Source organism: Mesoterricola sp. MK458, from assembly GCF_055384935.1.
The window spans coordinates 91,003-105,303 of record NZ_AP045075.1; the positions used below are offsets into that span (position 1 = coordinate 91,003).

The following is a 14,301-nucleotide window of genomic DNA, read 5'->3' on the forward strand; positions in this document are numbered from 1 at the left end:
CCGCCTCCTCAAGCCAAACGAGGGAAGCGGGAGGATCGGCAGGGAATCGGAGCAGCTCGTAGTAGCGATGAAGGCGGGGAACCGATCCGAGGGACCCGCCGGAGCCAAGGGGCTGCCAGATCACGGAAACGTTGGAGGGAAAGGCCATGGGAACTTCGTCTCCCGGAACGGTCTCCACGAAACAACAACGGATAGCAGAATTGTCCAGGCAGATGCCGGAGGCGGCGCTGCGTACCCTGGCCCACCACATGGACGTCGAATGGCTCACGGAAGCCTACCGGCGAACCCGAAAGGATGGGGCGGTGGGGATAGACGGACAGACGGCCAAGGACTATGCGGAAAACCTGGAGGCAAATCTCCAATCTCTGCTGAGACGGGCCAAGGACGGCGACCCCTACAAAGCCCCGCCCGTGCGAAGGGTATTCATCCCCAAAGCGGATGGAACCCAGCGTCCCCTGGGGATCCCCACCTTCGAGGACAAGGTCCTCCAAAGGGCGGTGGTCATGCTCCTGGAACCCCTCTATGAGCAGGACTTTCTGGACTGTTCATACGGATTCCGGCCCGGGCGGTCGGCGCACCAGGCCCTGCAGGCCATCTGGAACCAGACGATGAAAATGGGGGGCGGGTGGCTGCTAGACGTGGATATCCGACAGTATTTCGATACGTTGGACCACGCCTGCCTGCGGGAAATGCTGGACAAGCGGATGCGGGACGGAGTGGTGAAGCGCCTGATCGGCAAATGGTTGAACGCGGGAGTCCTGGACCAGGGATGCATCACGCACCCAGAGACAGGCAGCCCGCAAGGCGGGGTGATCTCCCCGATGCTGGCGAATATCTACCTCCACGAAGTGCTGGACGTGTGGTTCGAACGAGAGGTGAAGCCCCGGCTGCGGGGCCAGGCCTTTCTGGTGCGCTACGCGGACGATTTCGTGATGGGCTTCGCCCGGGAAGAAGACGCACGGCGTGTCCTGGAAGTACTGCCGAAGCGATTCGAGAAGTTCGGTCTGAAGATCCATCCGGACAAGACCCGGCTGGTGGAATTCCGGAAGCCGAAGGAACCGCGGGACCCCGAAGGGGGCCCTGGCAACTTCGATTTCCTGGGGTTCACCCATTACTGGGGCAAGTCCCTGAAAGGGGCCTGGGTGGTGAAGCGGAAGACTTCGAAGAAGCGGTTCAGCCGTGCCATCAGGACGCTGGGGGATTGGTTCAGGCACAACCGGCATGAACGGATCCAGGACCAGCACAAGACCCTGCGCCAGAAGCTGGTGGGCCACTACAACTACTACGGCATCACAGGGAACTCGCGTTCCATCGGCAACTTCAGATACCAGGTCATGCACCTGTGGAAGAAGTGGCTGGGGCGGAGGTCCCAGAGGGCAGTGCTCTCCTGGAAAGCCTTCTACAGGTTGCTGGAACGGTTTCCGCTCCCTCAGCCAAGGCTGAAAAGGAACGTGCCTCGCCCACTCGCAGCTACTTACGTGGTCTGAGGAGCCGGATGCCTTAATCGGGCACGTCCGGATCTGTGGGGGGCCTGGGGCGGCAACGCCCCGGGCCTACCCGACCCGAGGCGCCGAGGCGCCGGGGTTCGCCGAGAAAGAGCTTCTTTTTAATCGGCGATCCTCGGCGTCTTCGGCGCCTCGGCGATGAGCTTTTACTCAAAGGCTTCGAACAGATTGGATTCTGCATAACCAAAGACCCTATTGCGCCTTTGGTCGCGGTGGGACAAATTGCTACCTGTATTTCAGGCGACCTGCACGAGCACCGTGGGCTGCCGTTGGGTTGGGGTCCTTGCCGGGCACAAGCAGTCGTAGCGAAGCGAGAGCTTCGCAACGGCTGCTAGCACCGTTGGGTGCCGTTGGGGTTAGGGGTCCGTGCCGGGCACAAGCAGCCGTAGCGAAGCGAGCTTCGCAACGGCTGCTAGACTCGTGAAATGCCCGCGTCTCATCCCGACCACCCCCTGCTGAGAAACCTCAACGATCCCCAGAAGGAGGCCGTCACCCACGTGGACGGCCCCCTCCTGATCCTGGCGGGGGCCGGCTCGGGGAAGACGACCGTCATCACCCGGCGTATCGCCTGGCTCATCGAGGAGGTGGGGGTGCGTCCGGCCTCCATCCTGGCCATGACGTTCACCAACAAGGCCGCGGGGGAGATGGCCGAGCGGGTGCAGCGCATGGTGCACGTCCCGGCCGAGCAGCTCTGGGTGAGCACGTTCCACAGCTTCTGCACCCGCATCCTGCGCAGGGAAGGGGACCGCACCCCCGTGGGGCGGGATTTCGTGATCTTCGACCCCTCCGACCAGCGGAGCCTCGTCAAGCAGGTGCTGGCGGACCTGAAGCTCCCGGAGAAGCAGTTCCACCCCAAGAAGGTCCTGGAGGTGATCTCCGACTTCAAGAACCGGTGCCTGCTCCCCGCGGAGGCCATGGAGGAGGCCCTGGATCCCTGGACCCGCAAGGTGCTGGAAGCCTACAAGGGCTACCAGGACGGCCTGAGGAGCCACAAGGCCTGCGACTTCGACGACCTCCTGCTGCACACGGAGCGGTTCCTGCGGGACCCGGAGGTGCAGGCGGCCTACGCGGACCGCTTCCGCTACATTCTGGTGGACGAGTACCAGGACACGAACCGGGCCCAGTACCTGATGGTCCAGCACCTGGCCCGGAGGCACCAGAACCTGTGCGTGGTGGGCGACGAGGACCAGAGCATCTACAAGTGGCGGGGCGCCGACATCAAGAACATCCTGGACTTCCAGGCCGATTTCCCCCACGCGACCCAGATCAAGCTGGAGCAGAACTACCGCTCCACCCAGCTCATCCTGGACGCCGCCAGCACGGTCATCGCCAACAACACCCAGCGCCTGGGCAAGACCCTCTGGACGGACCTGGGCATGGGGGAGCGCATCACCTTCAAGCTCCTGGACGAGGGGCGCCAGGAGGCGGAGTACGTGGCGGACCGCATCCGGCAGGAGCGCCTGCGCTTCCCCGATGCGCGCATGGCGGTGCTCTACCGCGCCAACTGGCAGTCCCGGCAGTTGGAGGAGGCGCTGCGGGCCCAGAACATGCCCTACAAGCTCGTGGGCGGCGTGAAGTTCTACGAGCGCCAGGAGGTCAAGGACCTGCTGGCCTACCTGCGCCTGGTGTGCAATCCCTTCGACCTCGTGAGCTTCCGGCGTTCGGTGAACTCCCCCACCCGGGGCGTGGGCGCCACGACCCTGGCCCGCATCGAGGCGGCGATACCCGAAGGGGGCACCGCCCTGCAGGCCACCGTGGCCCTGCTGCGCGCGGGCGAGCTCAAGGGGCGCGCCCAGCGCGAGCTGGGGCGGTACGTGGACCTCTTCAGGCGGGCCGCGGACGAGTCCACGCACCTCAGCCTCTCGGGCCTGGTTCGCTGGATCCTGGCGGAATCGGGCTACGTGCAGATGCTGGAGGAGGAGGCCACCCTGGAGGCCGAAAGCCGCCTGCGCAACCTGGAGGAGTTCGTTTCCGCCGCGGCCGAGGCGGAGGGCCTGGGCCTGCGCCTGGCGGAATTCCTCGACCGGGTGACCCTGGCTTCGGATTCGGACGAGCTGGAGGAGGCTTCGCTCCTTTCCCTCATGACCATCCACTGCGCCAAGGGGCTGGAATTCCCCGTGGTGTTCCTGGTGGGCCTGGAGGAGGACGTCTTCCCCAACCGCAACGCCCGGGAAGCCGAGGACGGCCTGGAGGAGGAGCGCCGGCTCTTCTACGTGGCCATCACCCGGGCCCAGACCAAGCTCTACCTCACCGCCGCGCGGCGGCGCCGGGCCATGGGCCAGGAGATGCTGGGCATGCCCAGCCGGTTCCTGCGGGAACTGCCCGAGGAGGGCCTGGAGACGCCCATCCGCTGGGGCACGGAGCTGTACCGCTCCGGCCAGGGCGCCTTCCCGTCCCAGCGGCCCACCGGTGGCGGTGCCACCAGCGTGGCCTCGGAACTGGGGCGGATCCGCAGCTTCTTCGACCGGGTCCGGGGGCAGGGCGACGCCCCCGAACCCGCGCCCGCTCCGGCCGAGGCGGCCGCGCCCGAGGAGCCGCCCCATCCCCCCGCGGGCAGCTGGCCCAAGGGCACGCGGGTGCTGAGCCCCCGCTTCGGCCGGGGGGTCATCACCGCCGCCTCGGGCAGCGGCGACATGCTCACCTACACCATCCGCTTCCAGGAGGGGGAGAAGCGCATCGTGGCGCGGTTCGGGATGCTGGAGAAGGAGCCGTGAAGGCCCTCCTCCTCGCCCTGGTCGCGTCGGCCGCGCTCCTGGGACAGGACACGGTCGTGGTGCTGATCCACCACGCGGAAAAGGGCGCCCGGTCCGCCAACGCCCTCCTGTCCTCCCGGGGGCTCCGCCGCGCCGAGGACCTGGGGGCGGAACTGGCCGCGTTCCGGCCGGCGGCCATCTTCGCCACCGACGTGTGGCGCACCCGGCAGACCGTGGCGCCCCTGGCGGGGCGGCTGGGGCTGGTCCCGGAGATCCGGCCGCGGGGCGAGGAGGCTTCGGTGGGGCGGGAGGTCCTGGAGAACTGGAAGGGCAGGACGGTCGTCATCTGCGGCCACTCCGACACCCTGGGCGCCCTGGCGGGGGCCTTGGGTTTCAAGGGCTTCTTCCCGGAGATCCGCGCCTACGACCGCCTCTGGATCGTCACGGTGCCCCGGGAGCCCGGGCCGGTGCGGCTCGAGGAACGGGCGCAGGCGGGCGCTTCCAATTAACGGGGGCGCACAGGGTTGGACGTTTCCAAGCCGGAGGCGGTCCTGGTAGAGTTGGACAACGACCCGTCCCCATGCCCAGGATTCCAGCGTGACCGATCCGACCCCGGCTTCCGTGTCCCTACCCCTCGCGGGCCGCATGGTGATGGTCGTGGAGGACAGCGCCCTCCAGCGCGCCCACCTGGCCGGTCTGGTCCAGGAGCTGGGGGCCCCGGAGCCCCTGCAGGCCGCCGACGGCCTGCAGGCCCTGGCCCATTTGGAGCGGGCGCCGGCCATCGACCTGATCCTCACGGACCTGGAGATGCCTGGCATGGACGGCGTGACCTTCATCGGGGAGATGGCCTCCCGGGGCTACCGTCCGGAACTGATCATCGTCAGCTCCCAGGAGCAGAACGTCCTCCGCTCCGTGCGCCTCATGGCCGCGACCTTCGGGCTGCCGGTGGCGGGCTTCGTCCAGAAGCCGATCTTCCGGGAGGACCTGGTGAAGGTGCTGTCGGGTCCGCCCTTCCTGGGCCGTTCCGCGCCGGCGCCCGCCCCGCAGGGCGAAATCGGCCTGGACGAGATCCGCAAAGGGCTCCGGGACGGGGAATTCGTCTGCTTCTTCCAGCCCCAGGTCACCTTCCAGGGCGCCCATCTGAAGGGCGTGGAGGCGCTGATCCGGTGGCGCCACCCGCAGGCGGGGATGCTGGGCCCCGGCGCCTTCCTGCCCCAGGCCGAGACGGACACCGAACTCATGTCGGGGCTCACGCTCCACGTGCTGGAGTTCGTGGCGAGGCAGTGGCAGGGGTGGAACACGCGCGGCCTCAAGGTGGAAGTCTCGGTGAACCTCTCCGCCCAGTCCCTGAGCGAACCCGCCTTCGCGGACCGCCTCCTGGCGAAGGTGGCCGAGCTGGACCTGCCCCCCAGGTTCCTGGTCTTCGAGATGACCGAATCGGCTTCGGTGTCCAACCTGGGCCACACGCTCTCCAACCTGAACCGCCTGCGCATGCGGGGCTTCGGCCTGAGCATCGACGACTTCGGCACGGGCTTCGCCACCTTCGAACAGCTGGAGCGGATCCCCTTCACCGAGCTCAAGGTCGACCAGTCCATCACCCGGGGCCTGCCCGGCTCCGAGCGCCACGCCATCCTGGCCCGGAACATGATCCGCATGGCCAAGGACCTCCACCTGACGTCCGTGGCCGAGGGCATCGAGACCCAGGCCCAGTGGGACGCCCTCAAGGCCCTGGGCTGCGACCGGGGCCAGGGCTACTTCCTGGGCCGGCCCATGCCCGGCGCGCAGCTCAAGGACTGGGTCCTGGCGGCGAGGTCCCACCTGAAGTGAGGCTTCAGGAAAGGCCGGTGATGTTCCCGTCCTCGTCGATGTCGATGAGTTCGGCCGCGGGGACCTTCGGAAGGCCGGGCATGGTCATGATGTCTCCCGTGAGGACCACCACGAACCCCGCGCCCGCGGACACCCGCACGTCCCGCACGGCCAGCGTGAACCCCTCGGGCCGGCCCCGGAGCTGCGGATCCGTGGAGAAGGAGTACTGGGTCTTGGCCAGGCACACCGGCAGGTTGCCGAAGCCCGCGGCCTCCAGGTCCGCGAAGGCCTTGAGCACCTTGGCGTCGCCCTTGATGTCGGCGGCGCCGTAGATGCGCCGGGCCACGGCGCGGACCTTCTCCCACAGCCCGAGCTCGGCGGGATAGGTGAAGGCCAGGGTGGGCCGCGGCCCGCGGGTGAGGGCGAGGACCTCCCCGGCCAGGTCCACCGCGCCTTCGCCGCCCCGGGCCCAGTGGTCGGCCCGCACGGCCTTCACGCCCAGGGCGGCGCAGGCCTCCACGATGGCGGCGGTCTCCTCGGGGAGGTCGGCGGTGAAGTGATTGACGGCCACCACCACCGGCAGCCCCCAGGCCTGGATGTTCTCCAGGTGCTTGACCAGGTTGGGCAGGCCGCGGCGCACGGCCCCGGCGTCGGGGCGGGCCAGGTCGGCCTTGGCCACGCCGCCGTGCATCTTGAGGGCGCGCACGGTGGCCACCAGGACCACCGCGTCGGGCACCAGCCCCGCCTGGCGGCACATGATGTCCAGGAACTTCTCGGCGCCCAGGTCCGCGCCGAAGCCGGCCTCGGTGACGACGAAGTCCGCGAGGCCCAAGGCCATGCGGGTGGCGATCAGGCTGTTGCACCCGTGGGCGATGTTCGCGAAGGGCCCCCCGTGAACCAGGGCGGGGTTGTTCTCGAGGGTCTGCACCAGGTTGGGCTTGATGGCGTCCTTGAGGAGGGCCGCCATGGCGCCGTGGACCTTGAGCTGGGAGGCCAGCACGGGCCGGCGGTCCCGGGTGTAGGCCACGATCATGCGGCCCAGGCGCTCCTTGAGTTCGTGGAGGCTTTCGGAAAGGCAGAACACGGCCATCACCTCGGAGGCCACCGTGATGTCGTAGCCGGTCTCGCGCGGGGCGCCGTTGGCCGTGCCCCCCAGCCCCACCACGATCTGCCGCAGGGCCCGGTCGTTCATGTCCACCACGCGCCGCCACACCACCCGCGCGGGGTCGATGTCCAGGGCGTTGCCGGAGGCCAGGTGGTTGTCGATGACCGCCGAGAGCAGGTTGTGGGCCACGCCGATGGCGTGGAAGTCCCCCGTGAAGTGCAGGTTGATGTCCTCCATGGGCACCACCTGCGCGTAGCCCCCGCCGGCGGCGCCGCCCTTGATGCCGAAGCAGGGGCCCAGGGAGGGTTCGCGGATGCAGAGCATCGCCTTCCTGCCCAGGCGCGCCAGCGCGTCGGTGAGGCCCACGGTGGTGGTGGTCTTCCCTTCCCCCGCGGGTGTGGGGGTGATGGCGGTGACCAGGATGAGCTTGCCCTGGGGGCCGCCCCGGAGGCGGCGGTAGTGGTCCAGGGAGATCTTGGCCTTGGTGCGCCCGATGGGCTCCAGGTCGAGTTCGGGGATCCCGAGGCGGGCCGCCAGCTCCCCGATGGGCAGCATGGTGGCGCGGCGGGCGATGTCGATGTCGGCGGGGACGGGGCTATGCATAAAAATTTTCCTCGGTTGAAAAATTTTATCACATCCGCCCGTTCCGCCTCCAGGCTTTGGCTTCCTCCCTGGCGAGGCGGGCCAGGTCCGAGGCCTCGCCCCCGCCGTAGGCCACGGCGTCCGCTGCCCGGGCCAGGGCCTCCAACGGGGCGGAGCGGTCCGGACGCAGCGTTCCCAGGCGCGTGAGCCAGACCCGGGCGGTCTCGCCCGGGGCGGGGCGCCGTTGGCTCCCGGCGGCGCGCAGGAGGGGCCTGAGCTGGGGGAGCCGCCCCGGGCTCCCGGGGCCGCCCGCGGCCCGGGGCAGCAGGGCCCGGGACGCCCAGGCCAGGGCCGCCAGGGCGCCCACCGCGGCCGCGATGGCCAGGCCGGTGCGCAGGGGCTCCCGCAACCTGTCCGGGGCCAGGCCACCCACCTTGGCCTGGAGCCATTCGAGCCCGGCCATCTGGTCCTCGTCCGAGAAGCGCACCACGTTGCGGTCCCAGGCGAAGCGCGCGGAGTCCGCGAGGCGGGCCAGGGCCGACAAGAACGAGCCCGCGCCCAGGGCCGAGGCGGGCGCGGCCGGGGTGGGGTCCTCCACGCGCCAGGCCCGCTGGTCCGGGTCGTAGTACTCCACCCAGCTGTGGGCCTCGTTCCGGGTCACGAGGTAGTAGCCGCCGCCCGCGATCCAGGTCCCCAGGCGGTAGCCGTTGACCACCCGCGCCGGGACGCCGCGCCGGCGCAGCATCGCCGCCAGCGCGGAGGCGAAGTACTCGCAGTGGCCGGCCCGGGTGCGCTCCAGGAAGTCCGCGAGGGGATCGGCGGCGCCGCCCGAGGGGTTGTCCAGGGTGTAGCGGAAGGTGCGCAGGGCGCCGGAGAGCTTCGCCGCCAGCTGGCTTGGGGGGAGGTCCTCCGGGGCCGTGGCCAGGCTCCAGCGCAGGGCGCTGTCGGTGTCCGCCCCCGCCCGGGTGAGGAAGGCCCGCCGGGCGCCTGCGGGGGGCCGCTCCGGTTCGCCCTCCTGGGGCTGGACGGAAAGCTTGAGGGGCAGGATCCGGCGCATGGGGAACCACCACCGCACGGAGGCCCCCGGTCCGGCCCGGAGGCGCTCGCCTTCGGGGGGGACCAGCGTGGCGCGGCCGTAGGGCAGCGGGATGACGGGCATTGGGCTCGGGCTGACGAAGGCCTCGGCGGAAAGGGCCCCGCCCCCCAGCCGGGGCTGGTTCCATGCGGCCGAGGGATTGCCGGGGGTCGCGTCGGAGATCTCCCAACGCTGCCCGTCCAGGTCCTCCAGGACCACGGCCCGGAGCAGCGCGAAGGCCCGGGCGAAGCCCGGCTGGTCCGGGCCGGGGACGATGCGCAGGGCCACTTCGCCGCCGCCCTGGATGGGGCCCCCGCCGGCGAGGTCCAGGACGTCGCTGAGCCCGGCGCGGCCTCCCGCGAGTCCATGGACGCCCAGGGGCAGGCCCCGTACCCCCATGCGCAGCCGCGGAAGCACGACGAAGAACCCTGCGGCCATGAGCACCACCGCCGCCAGCCACGCCGGGGCCTTGCGGAAGGGCACCGGGCGCACCGGGCCGGGGCGCAGGGCCGCGGACTTCTCCCAGTTGAGCTGCATGAGGAACACCGCGCCGCCCGAAACCCAGACCAGGGCCCACACCAGGAAGTCCAGCTCGGAGGTGGAGACCGCGGTGGTGAGGAACACCAGGAAACCCATGAGCAGGAGCTGGCGCCGTTGCGCGTTCTCCCGCGGCAGGCAGAGCCGCACGCCGCACAGGGCGAACAGGGTGTTCACCACCGTGGGCAGCACCCCGGTGCGGGCCGCCAGGTGCACCAGGAACACGGCCAGGGCCGCGATCTCCAGCAGCCTGCGGAAGCGGTACAGGGAGCCGTCGCGCCACTCCACCACGGCCGCTCCCGCCAGGGGCACGGCCATGGCGGCCACTTCCGCGGGGCTGTAGGCGCCGGTACTGGCGACGGCCCCCCAGGCCATCCATGGGGGGAGGTGGTCCAGCCATCTTCCCGTCTTCACCCGGGCACCCAGCTGCCCAGGATCGCCGCGCGGGAGGCGCCGGTGACCGAGGCGAGGTTCCCGGGGACGCCCTTGGCGCTGGCGGCGCCCAGGAGGGCCCAGCTCACGGCCTCCCTGGCGCCGGAGGGGAACTGGAGGTCGTCCTGGATCCGGAACGCCGGTAGGCGCCCGGCGAGCTCCCGCCGCACCCGGCCGTGGAGGGCCCCGCCCCCGGAGAGGAGGATCGGGGTGCCCGCGGGCATGGGCGGCCCCCAGGTGCGCAGTTCGCGCGCGCAGGCCTCGGCGGTGAAGGCCGCCAGCGTGCCCATGCGCGTGGGCAGGGGGAGGTGTTCCAGGGAGCGCCGCTCCCCGTCCAGCCAGGCCGCCCCGAACACTTCCCGCCCCGTGGACTTGGGCGGGGGGATGCGGAAATGGGGGTGGGTGAGCCAGGTCTCCAGGAGCGTGTCCTCCACGAACCCCGTGGCCGAGGCTCCCGCGGGGTCGTAGGGCTTGCCGAGCCAGAGGGAGGCCGCCAGGTCCAGCAGCGTCATGGCCGGGCCCAGGTCCCAGGCGCGAACCTCGGCGCCGTCCCACAGGGTGGCGTTGGCGATGCCGCCCAGGTTGAGGGCGACCCAGGGCTCCTTCCGCCCGTGGAGCCACAGTTCCGTGAGCGGCACCAGGGGCGCGCCCTGGCCGCCCAGGGCCATGTCCCGCCGCCGCAGGTCCCAGATCACCGGGCACTGCAGCTGTTCGGCCAGCACGTAGGGATCCGCCAGCTGGAGCGTGGCCCCGCGCCGGGGATGGTGCTGCACGGTCTGGCCGTGGAGCGAGGCCAGGTGCGGCTTCACGCCCAGGGATCGCGCGAGCTGGACGGCCGCGCGCGCATGGTGGTCGCCAAGGTCCCGCTGCAGGACGCAGAGCGCGCCCGGCTTGAGGACGTCGTTGGCCGCGGCCATGACCGTCTCCCGCAGGGCGGCGGGGTAGGGTTCGTGCAGGTGCCCCACCAGTTCCAGGAACGGGCTGCCGCCGGCGAACCCGTCCGGGTCCACCCGCGCCAGCACCGCGTCCACCCCATCCGCGCTGGTGCCGGACATGAGGCCGAGAACCATCCACGGGCCCGGCGGTAGGGAGGAGGCGCTGATCATCTCCCGGACAGTATGCCAGTGGAGTTAAGCTTGAGGGCGAGAGGTACGCCATGCAGACGCACATGCTCACCGAACAGGCCGTTTTCCTTCGCAGGCGGGACGAATCGTCCGGCGGTGGGGGGATGGGCTGTTTCGTCGCCATCCTCATCGCCGGGGTCGTCGCCTGGCTCGTGATGCGGGGCCGGCGGGACCGGGAGGAGCAGCTGGGCGCGGCGCACCGTCCCATGGGATCGGGCCCCGTGGAGGGATTCACCTTCGCCAACCCCTACCCCAAGTGCCCCACCTGCGGCGCCTCCGGCGACAAGATGAAGCAGCAGTATGACGGCCTGCGCAAGGTGACCTGGACCTGCGGCTACTGCGGAGGCACCGCCGGCGTGGAGGAACTCAAGGACGAGGAACTGCCCCCCGGAGCCCGCCAGAGGCTGGGCCTGGACGCGCCCCAGGCCCTGGCCCCGGGCCAGCCGGGCTACTACCCCCCCCAGGGCGGCGGCGGCATGGGCGGCCTCCTCACCGGCATGATGATCGGCAGCATGATGGGCGGCGGCCACCACAACCGGGACGGGTGGGGCGGCGACGGCGGAGCCTCCTCCGGCGGCGACTGGGGCGACTCCGGCGGTTCCGGGGATTCCGGTGGGGACTGGGGCGACTCGGGCGGCGGGGACTCCGGCGGCGACTGGGGCGATTCCGGGGGCGGGGATTCGGGCGGCGGCGATTTCTGAAGCGAAAAGGTAGCCGGGATACTGCTGGTCATGCCAGCCGACCGGAACATCCTGGTTCGGTATTGTCGGGGGTCAGAGGACCTGGGGGACTGCGAATTGGCCTCGGACCGTTTGGGGGGCGTTGGCCAGGGCCTCGGCCTGGGTGAAACCCTGGTGGGGGACGTCCTCGCGCCTCGGTAGAGGGCGGTCAAGGGCCGCCGGCTCCACGCCCTCCAGGTCCAGGGCGGAAAGGCTCTCGGCGTGGCTGAGCAGTTGGGTCATGTCCCGGCGCAGGGGCTCGATCTCCTCCTCCCGGAGGCTGAGGCGGGTCAGGGTGGCGCAGCGCAGGACGTCCTCGCGGGTGACCTCCACGGCTAGGCTCCCAGCGGCAGGTTGGGGTCGGCGTTGAAGGTCCAGGGATCCCCCAGGGGGTCCAGGATCGCGCCGGCGGCGGCGATCATGGCGCCGTTGTCCGTGCAGAACCGGGGTTCCGGGATGGCCAGCACCAGGCCCAGCTTCTCCGCCAGGGCCTTGGCCTGGGTCCGCAGTTCCGAATTGCAGGCCACGCCGCCGGAGACGATGAGGGCGCGGGCCCCGGTCTCGTCCCGGAAGGCGGGGATGGGTTTGAGGAGCCAGGCGGCGACGGTCTCCTGGAGGGTGCGGCACAGGGCCCGCACCCGGGGGTCGTCCACGCCCGCGGCGTCCAGGCCCGCCTCGCCGTGGATGCGGATCTTCACGGCGGTCTTGAGGCCGGAGAAGCTCCAGCCGGCCTTGCCGTCCCGGAATTTCGGCGGCGTGAAGGGGGCCGCGGCGCGGTCTGCGGCCTTGGCGCAGGTGTCCACGATGGGCCCGCCGGGGTAGCCCAGGTTCAGCATTCGCGCGGTCTTGTCGAAGGCCTCCCCCGCCGCGTCGTCCCGGGTCTTCTGGAGCAGTTCCAGGTGGGACCAGTCCCGGGCGAGGTAGAGGTGCGTGTGACCCCCCGACACCAGAAGCGCCAGGGCGGGGAAGGGCAGGTCCGGCACGGCGAAGCGCGCCGCGTTCAGGTGGCCCAGGAGGTGGTGCACCCCCACCCAGGGGATGCCCTCCCGCCAGGCCATGGCCTTGCTGGCCGAGAAGGTGGTGAGCAGGGATCCCACCAGCCCCGGCCCCCGGGTGACCGCGATGCGGTCCATGTCCCGGAGCGTGAGCCCGGCCTTGTCCAAGGCTCCGGCGATCACCCCCCGCAACTGCAGGAGGTGCTCCCGGGCGGCGAGTTCAGGCACCACGCCCCCGTAGGGGCCGTGGAGTTCGTCCTGGCTCTTGCGGGTCATGGCCAGGAGGACGGGGCCCTCCGGGGTTTCGCGCACGACGGCGGCGGAGCAGTCGTCACAGGAGGATTCGAGTCCGAGTACCAGCATATGACGATTCTACCGGAATCGGACCCTCTCAGAGGCCCCCGGGGGCGACGCCCTTCGCGGGCTGGGAAGGGCCCGGGATGGTCGGGGTGGTCGAGGAGGACGAGGACGACGGGGAGGAGGTTGGGGTCGACGTCGAGGAGCTGGAACTGCTCGAAGTGGAGGTGGAGGATTGGGAGGTCTGGCCACCGGCCTGGAGGAACTGGACCATCACCGGGGGAAGATACAGCGGTGTCGCATCCTTGGGTTCGGGCAGGAGTCCCTTGGGTTCGGGCAGGAGTCCCTTGGGTTCGGGCAGGAGCCCCCCGGGTTCGGGCAGGAGCCCCCCGGGCGCGGTCGGCTGGGCGGCGCTGGCGTCGATGATGGCCGCGAGGCGTCCGAAGCGGTTCGCGAGGGTGAAGGAGCCGGGACCTCCGGGATTGAGGATCAAGATGCCCCCGGAACACGCCATGCCATCGGGATCGATCTCGGTCTCCCAGGCCCAGTACCGGAACACCGCCGCGGGACCCGGCCCGGGGTTGGAACCGCTGGATTCCTCCTGGACGGTGAGGTCCAGCGTCTGGAGGGTGTTGTAGCCGGGCCGGGACGTGAACTCGATGCATTCGCCGGGGCCGAGGACCGCGCTCGTCAGGGTCCGGGAGTGGATGCCCAGGTGCAGGACCGGCGCCTTGGTCACGGGATTGTAGCCCTCCAGGTTCAGGGTGGCCCACCCGTCCACCCGGGCCGTGGCCGCCACATGCGGCGTACTGGGATCGTAGTGGCTGAGGGAGGCGGTGGTGACCGTGACCCGGACCTTCCGGAGGGTCTCGTTGACCAGGGATGCGTAGGTGGACCCGGTGGCCTGGGCCTGCGTGAGGGCGCCCAGGAACAGGGCGGCGGCCGCCAGGGTGCGGCGGAGGTGGAGCGGGCGGTGATTCATCAATTGAGGTCCTCTAGGCATTTGGGCGGGGTGGATGCCGCGCAGGTCCAGGTATGCGCCCAGATCCATGAAAGGTTCCTAACTCCATCGCTCCGGCGGGTGGAACCGGCAGCGCCACCCCGACCAGCTCACCCGCTGGAAGGTCACCCGGAAGGGCCAGGGCACCCGCTCCAGGAAGCGCCGCAGGGCCTTCTGGAGGCGGAGGCGCTGGGCGAAGGTGAGGGCCGCGTCCCCCCCCACCCAGGCCCCCGGGGCGCGGGCCTTCACCTCCACCAGGCGCAGTTCGTCGCCCCGGGCCACCAGGAGGTCCATCTCGAACCGGCCGGCCTTGAGGTTCCGGGCCACGGGGTCCCAGCCCCGCAGCCACAGCAGCCAGAGGGTGCCGTGTTCGCACCAGCGCCCGTACCGCTGGGCGGCGCGGCCCCGGGAAGCGTCCATGGTCGAGCAGT

12 protein-coding genes are annotated in these 14,301 nt (G+C 70.6%); 5 read left to right on the forward strand and 7 right to left on the reverse strand.

Annotated elements, in window-relative coordinates; genetic code table 11:
* Positions 1 to 200 precede the first annotated feature (200 nt).
* From ltrA to ACZ5LB_RS00385, 4 genes are all read left to right on the forward strand, one after another.
* Positions 201 to 1,487 carry a group II intron reverse transcriptase/maturase gene (gene ltrA / locus ACZ5LB_RS00370; protein WP_464603709.1) on the forward strand — a complete coding sequence of 429 codons (1,287 nt, stop codon included), beginning with the start codon at positions 201 to 203 and terminating at the stop codon, positions 1,485 to 1,487.
* 443 nt (positions 1,488 to 1,930) lie between these two features.
* Positions 1,931 to 4,219 carry an ATP-dependent helicase gene (locus ACZ5LB_RS00375; RefSeq protein WP_464604181.1) on the forward strand — a complete coding sequence of 763 codons (2,289 nt, stop codon included), beginning with the start codon at positions 1,931 to 1,933 and terminating at the stop codon, positions 4,217 to 4,219.
* Positions 4,216 to 4,707 (forward strand): SixA phosphatase family protein, encoded by a 492-nt coding sequence (locus tag ACZ5LB_RS00380; RefSeq protein WP_464604182.1) that lies wholly within the window; start codon positions 4,216 to 4,218, stop codon positions 4,705 to 4,707. Before ACZ5LB_RS00375 ends, ACZ5LB_RS00380 begins: the two co-directional genes overlap by 4 nt.
* 88 nt (positions 4,708 to 4,795) lie before the next feature.
* The gene (locus ACZ5LB_RS00385; RefSeq protein WP_464604183.1) at positions 4,796 to 6,025 is read left to right on the forward strand and encodes an EAL domain-containing response regulator; all 1,230 of its coding nucleotides are present in this window, start codon (positions 4,796 to 4,798) and stop codon (positions 6,023 to 6,025) included.
* Between the two features lie 4 nt (positions 6,026 to 6,029).
* Here ACZ5LB_RS00385 and ACZ5LB_RS00390 read toward each other — a convergent pair whose 3' ends face one another.
* The 3 genes from ACZ5LB_RS00390 to ACZ5LB_RS00400 are packed head-to-tail and all read right to left on the reverse strand — an operon-like array spanning position 6,030 to position 10,790.
* Positions 6,030 to 7,712: a formate--tetrahydrofolate ligase gene (locus tag ACZ5LB_RS00390; protein ID WP_464604184.1), complete on the reverse strand. Its 1,683-nt coding sequence runs from the start codon at positions 7,710 to 7,712 to the stop codon at positions 6,030 to 6,032.
* 28 nt (positions 7,713 to 7,740) lie between these two features.
* On the reverse strand, positions 7,741 to 9,717 hold the full coding sequence (locus ACZ5LB_RS00395; RefSeq protein ID WP_464604185.1) for a transglutaminase TgpA family protein: 1,977 nt from the start codon (positions 9,715 to 9,717) through the stop codon (positions 7,741 to 7,743).
* On the reverse strand, positions 9,714 to 10,790 hold the full coding sequence (locus ACZ5LB_RS00400; RefSeq protein WP_464604186.1) for an anhydro-N-acetylmuramic acid kinase: 1,077 nt from the start codon (positions 10,788 to 10,790) through the stop codon (positions 9,714 to 9,716). Before ACZ5LB_RS00400 ends, ACZ5LB_RS00395 begins: the two co-directional genes overlap by 4 nt.
* Positions 10,791 to 10,891: 101 nt before the next feature.
* Between ACZ5LB_RS00400 and ACZ5LB_RS00405 the strand changes: the two genes are divergently transcribed.
* Positions 10,892 to 11,560: a hypothetical protein gene (locus ACZ5LB_RS00405; protein ID WP_464604187.1), complete on the forward strand. Its 669-nt coding sequence runs from the start codon at positions 10,892 to 10,894 to the stop codon at positions 11,558 to 11,560.
* A 72-nt stretch (positions 11,561 to 11,632) separates the two neighbouring features.
* On the opposite strand, the gene gatC is transcribed toward ACZ5LB_RS00405, so the two are convergent.
* The 4 genes from gatC to ACZ5LB_RS00425 all read right to left on the reverse strand — a co-directional run bounded on the left by gatC (position 11,633) and on the right by ACZ5LB_RS00425 (position 14,290).
* Positions 11,633 to 11,911 carry an Asp-tRNA(Asn)/Glu-tRNA(Gln) amidotransferase subunit GatC gene (gene gatC / locus ACZ5LB_RS00410; protein ID WP_464604188.1) on the reverse strand — a complete coding sequence of 93 codons (279 nt, stop codon included), beginning with the start codon at positions 11,909 to 11,911 and terminating at the stop codon, positions 11,633 to 11,635.
* Between the two features lie 2 nt (positions 11,912 to 11,913).
* The gene (gene tsaD / locus ACZ5LB_RS00415; RefSeq protein WP_464604189.1) at positions 11,914 to 12,936 is read right to left on the reverse strand and encodes a tRNA (adenosine(37)-N6)-threonylcarbamoyltransferase complex transferase subunit TsaD; all 1,023 of its coding nucleotides are present in this window, start codon (positions 12,934 to 12,936) and stop codon (positions 11,914 to 11,916) included.
* 28 nt (positions 12,937 to 12,964) lie between these two features.
* Complete coding sequence (locus tag ACZ5LB_RS00420) at positions 12,965 to 13,852, reverse strand: hypothetical protein (RefSeq protein WP_464604190.1); 888 nt, start codon at positions 13,850 to 13,852, stop codon at positions 12,965 to 12,967.
* A gap of 78 nt (positions 13,853 to 13,930) precedes the next feature.
* Complete coding sequence (locus tag ACZ5LB_RS00425; RefSeq protein WP_464604191.1) at positions 13,931 to 14,290, reverse strand: YraN family protein; 360 nt, start codon at positions 14,288 to 14,290, stop codon at positions 13,931 to 13,933.
* Positions 14,291 to 14,301: the final 11 nt, after the last annotated feature.

What these genes read in the sequence shown, in the direction of transcription:
- ACZ5LB_RS00375 (WP_464604181.1), top strand. Translation starts at nt 1,931, where the DNA reads ATGCCCGCGTCTCATCCCGACCACCCCCTGCTGAGAAACCTCAACGAT.
- ACZ5LB_RS00390 (WP_464604184.1), bottom strand. Translation starts at nt 7,712, where the DNA reads ATGCATAGCCCCGTCCCCGCCGACATCGACATCGCCCGCCGCGCCACC.
- ACZ5LB_RS00400 (WP_464604186.1), bottom strand. Translation starts at nt 10,790, where the DNA reads ATGTCCGGCACCAGCGCGGATGGGGTGGACGCGGTGCTGGCGCGGGTG.
- ACZ5LB_RS00405 (WP_464604187.1), top strand. Translation starts at nt 10,892, where the DNA reads ATGCAGACGCACATGCTCACCGAACAGGCCGTTTTCCTTCGCAGGCGG.
- tsaD (WP_464604189.1), bottom strand. Translation starts at nt 12,936, where the DNA reads ATGCTGGTACTCGGACTCGAATCCTCCTGTGACGACTGCTCCGCCGCC.
- ACZ5LB_RS00420 (WP_464604190.1), bottom strand. Translation starts at nt 13,852, where the DNA reads ATGAATCACCGCCCGCTCCACCTCCGCCGCACCCTGGCGGCCGCCGCC.
- ACZ5LB_RS00425 (WP_464604191.1), bottom strand. Translation starts at nt 14,290, where the DNA reads ATGGACGCTTCCCGGGGCCGCGCCGCCCAGCGGTACGGGCGCTGGTGC.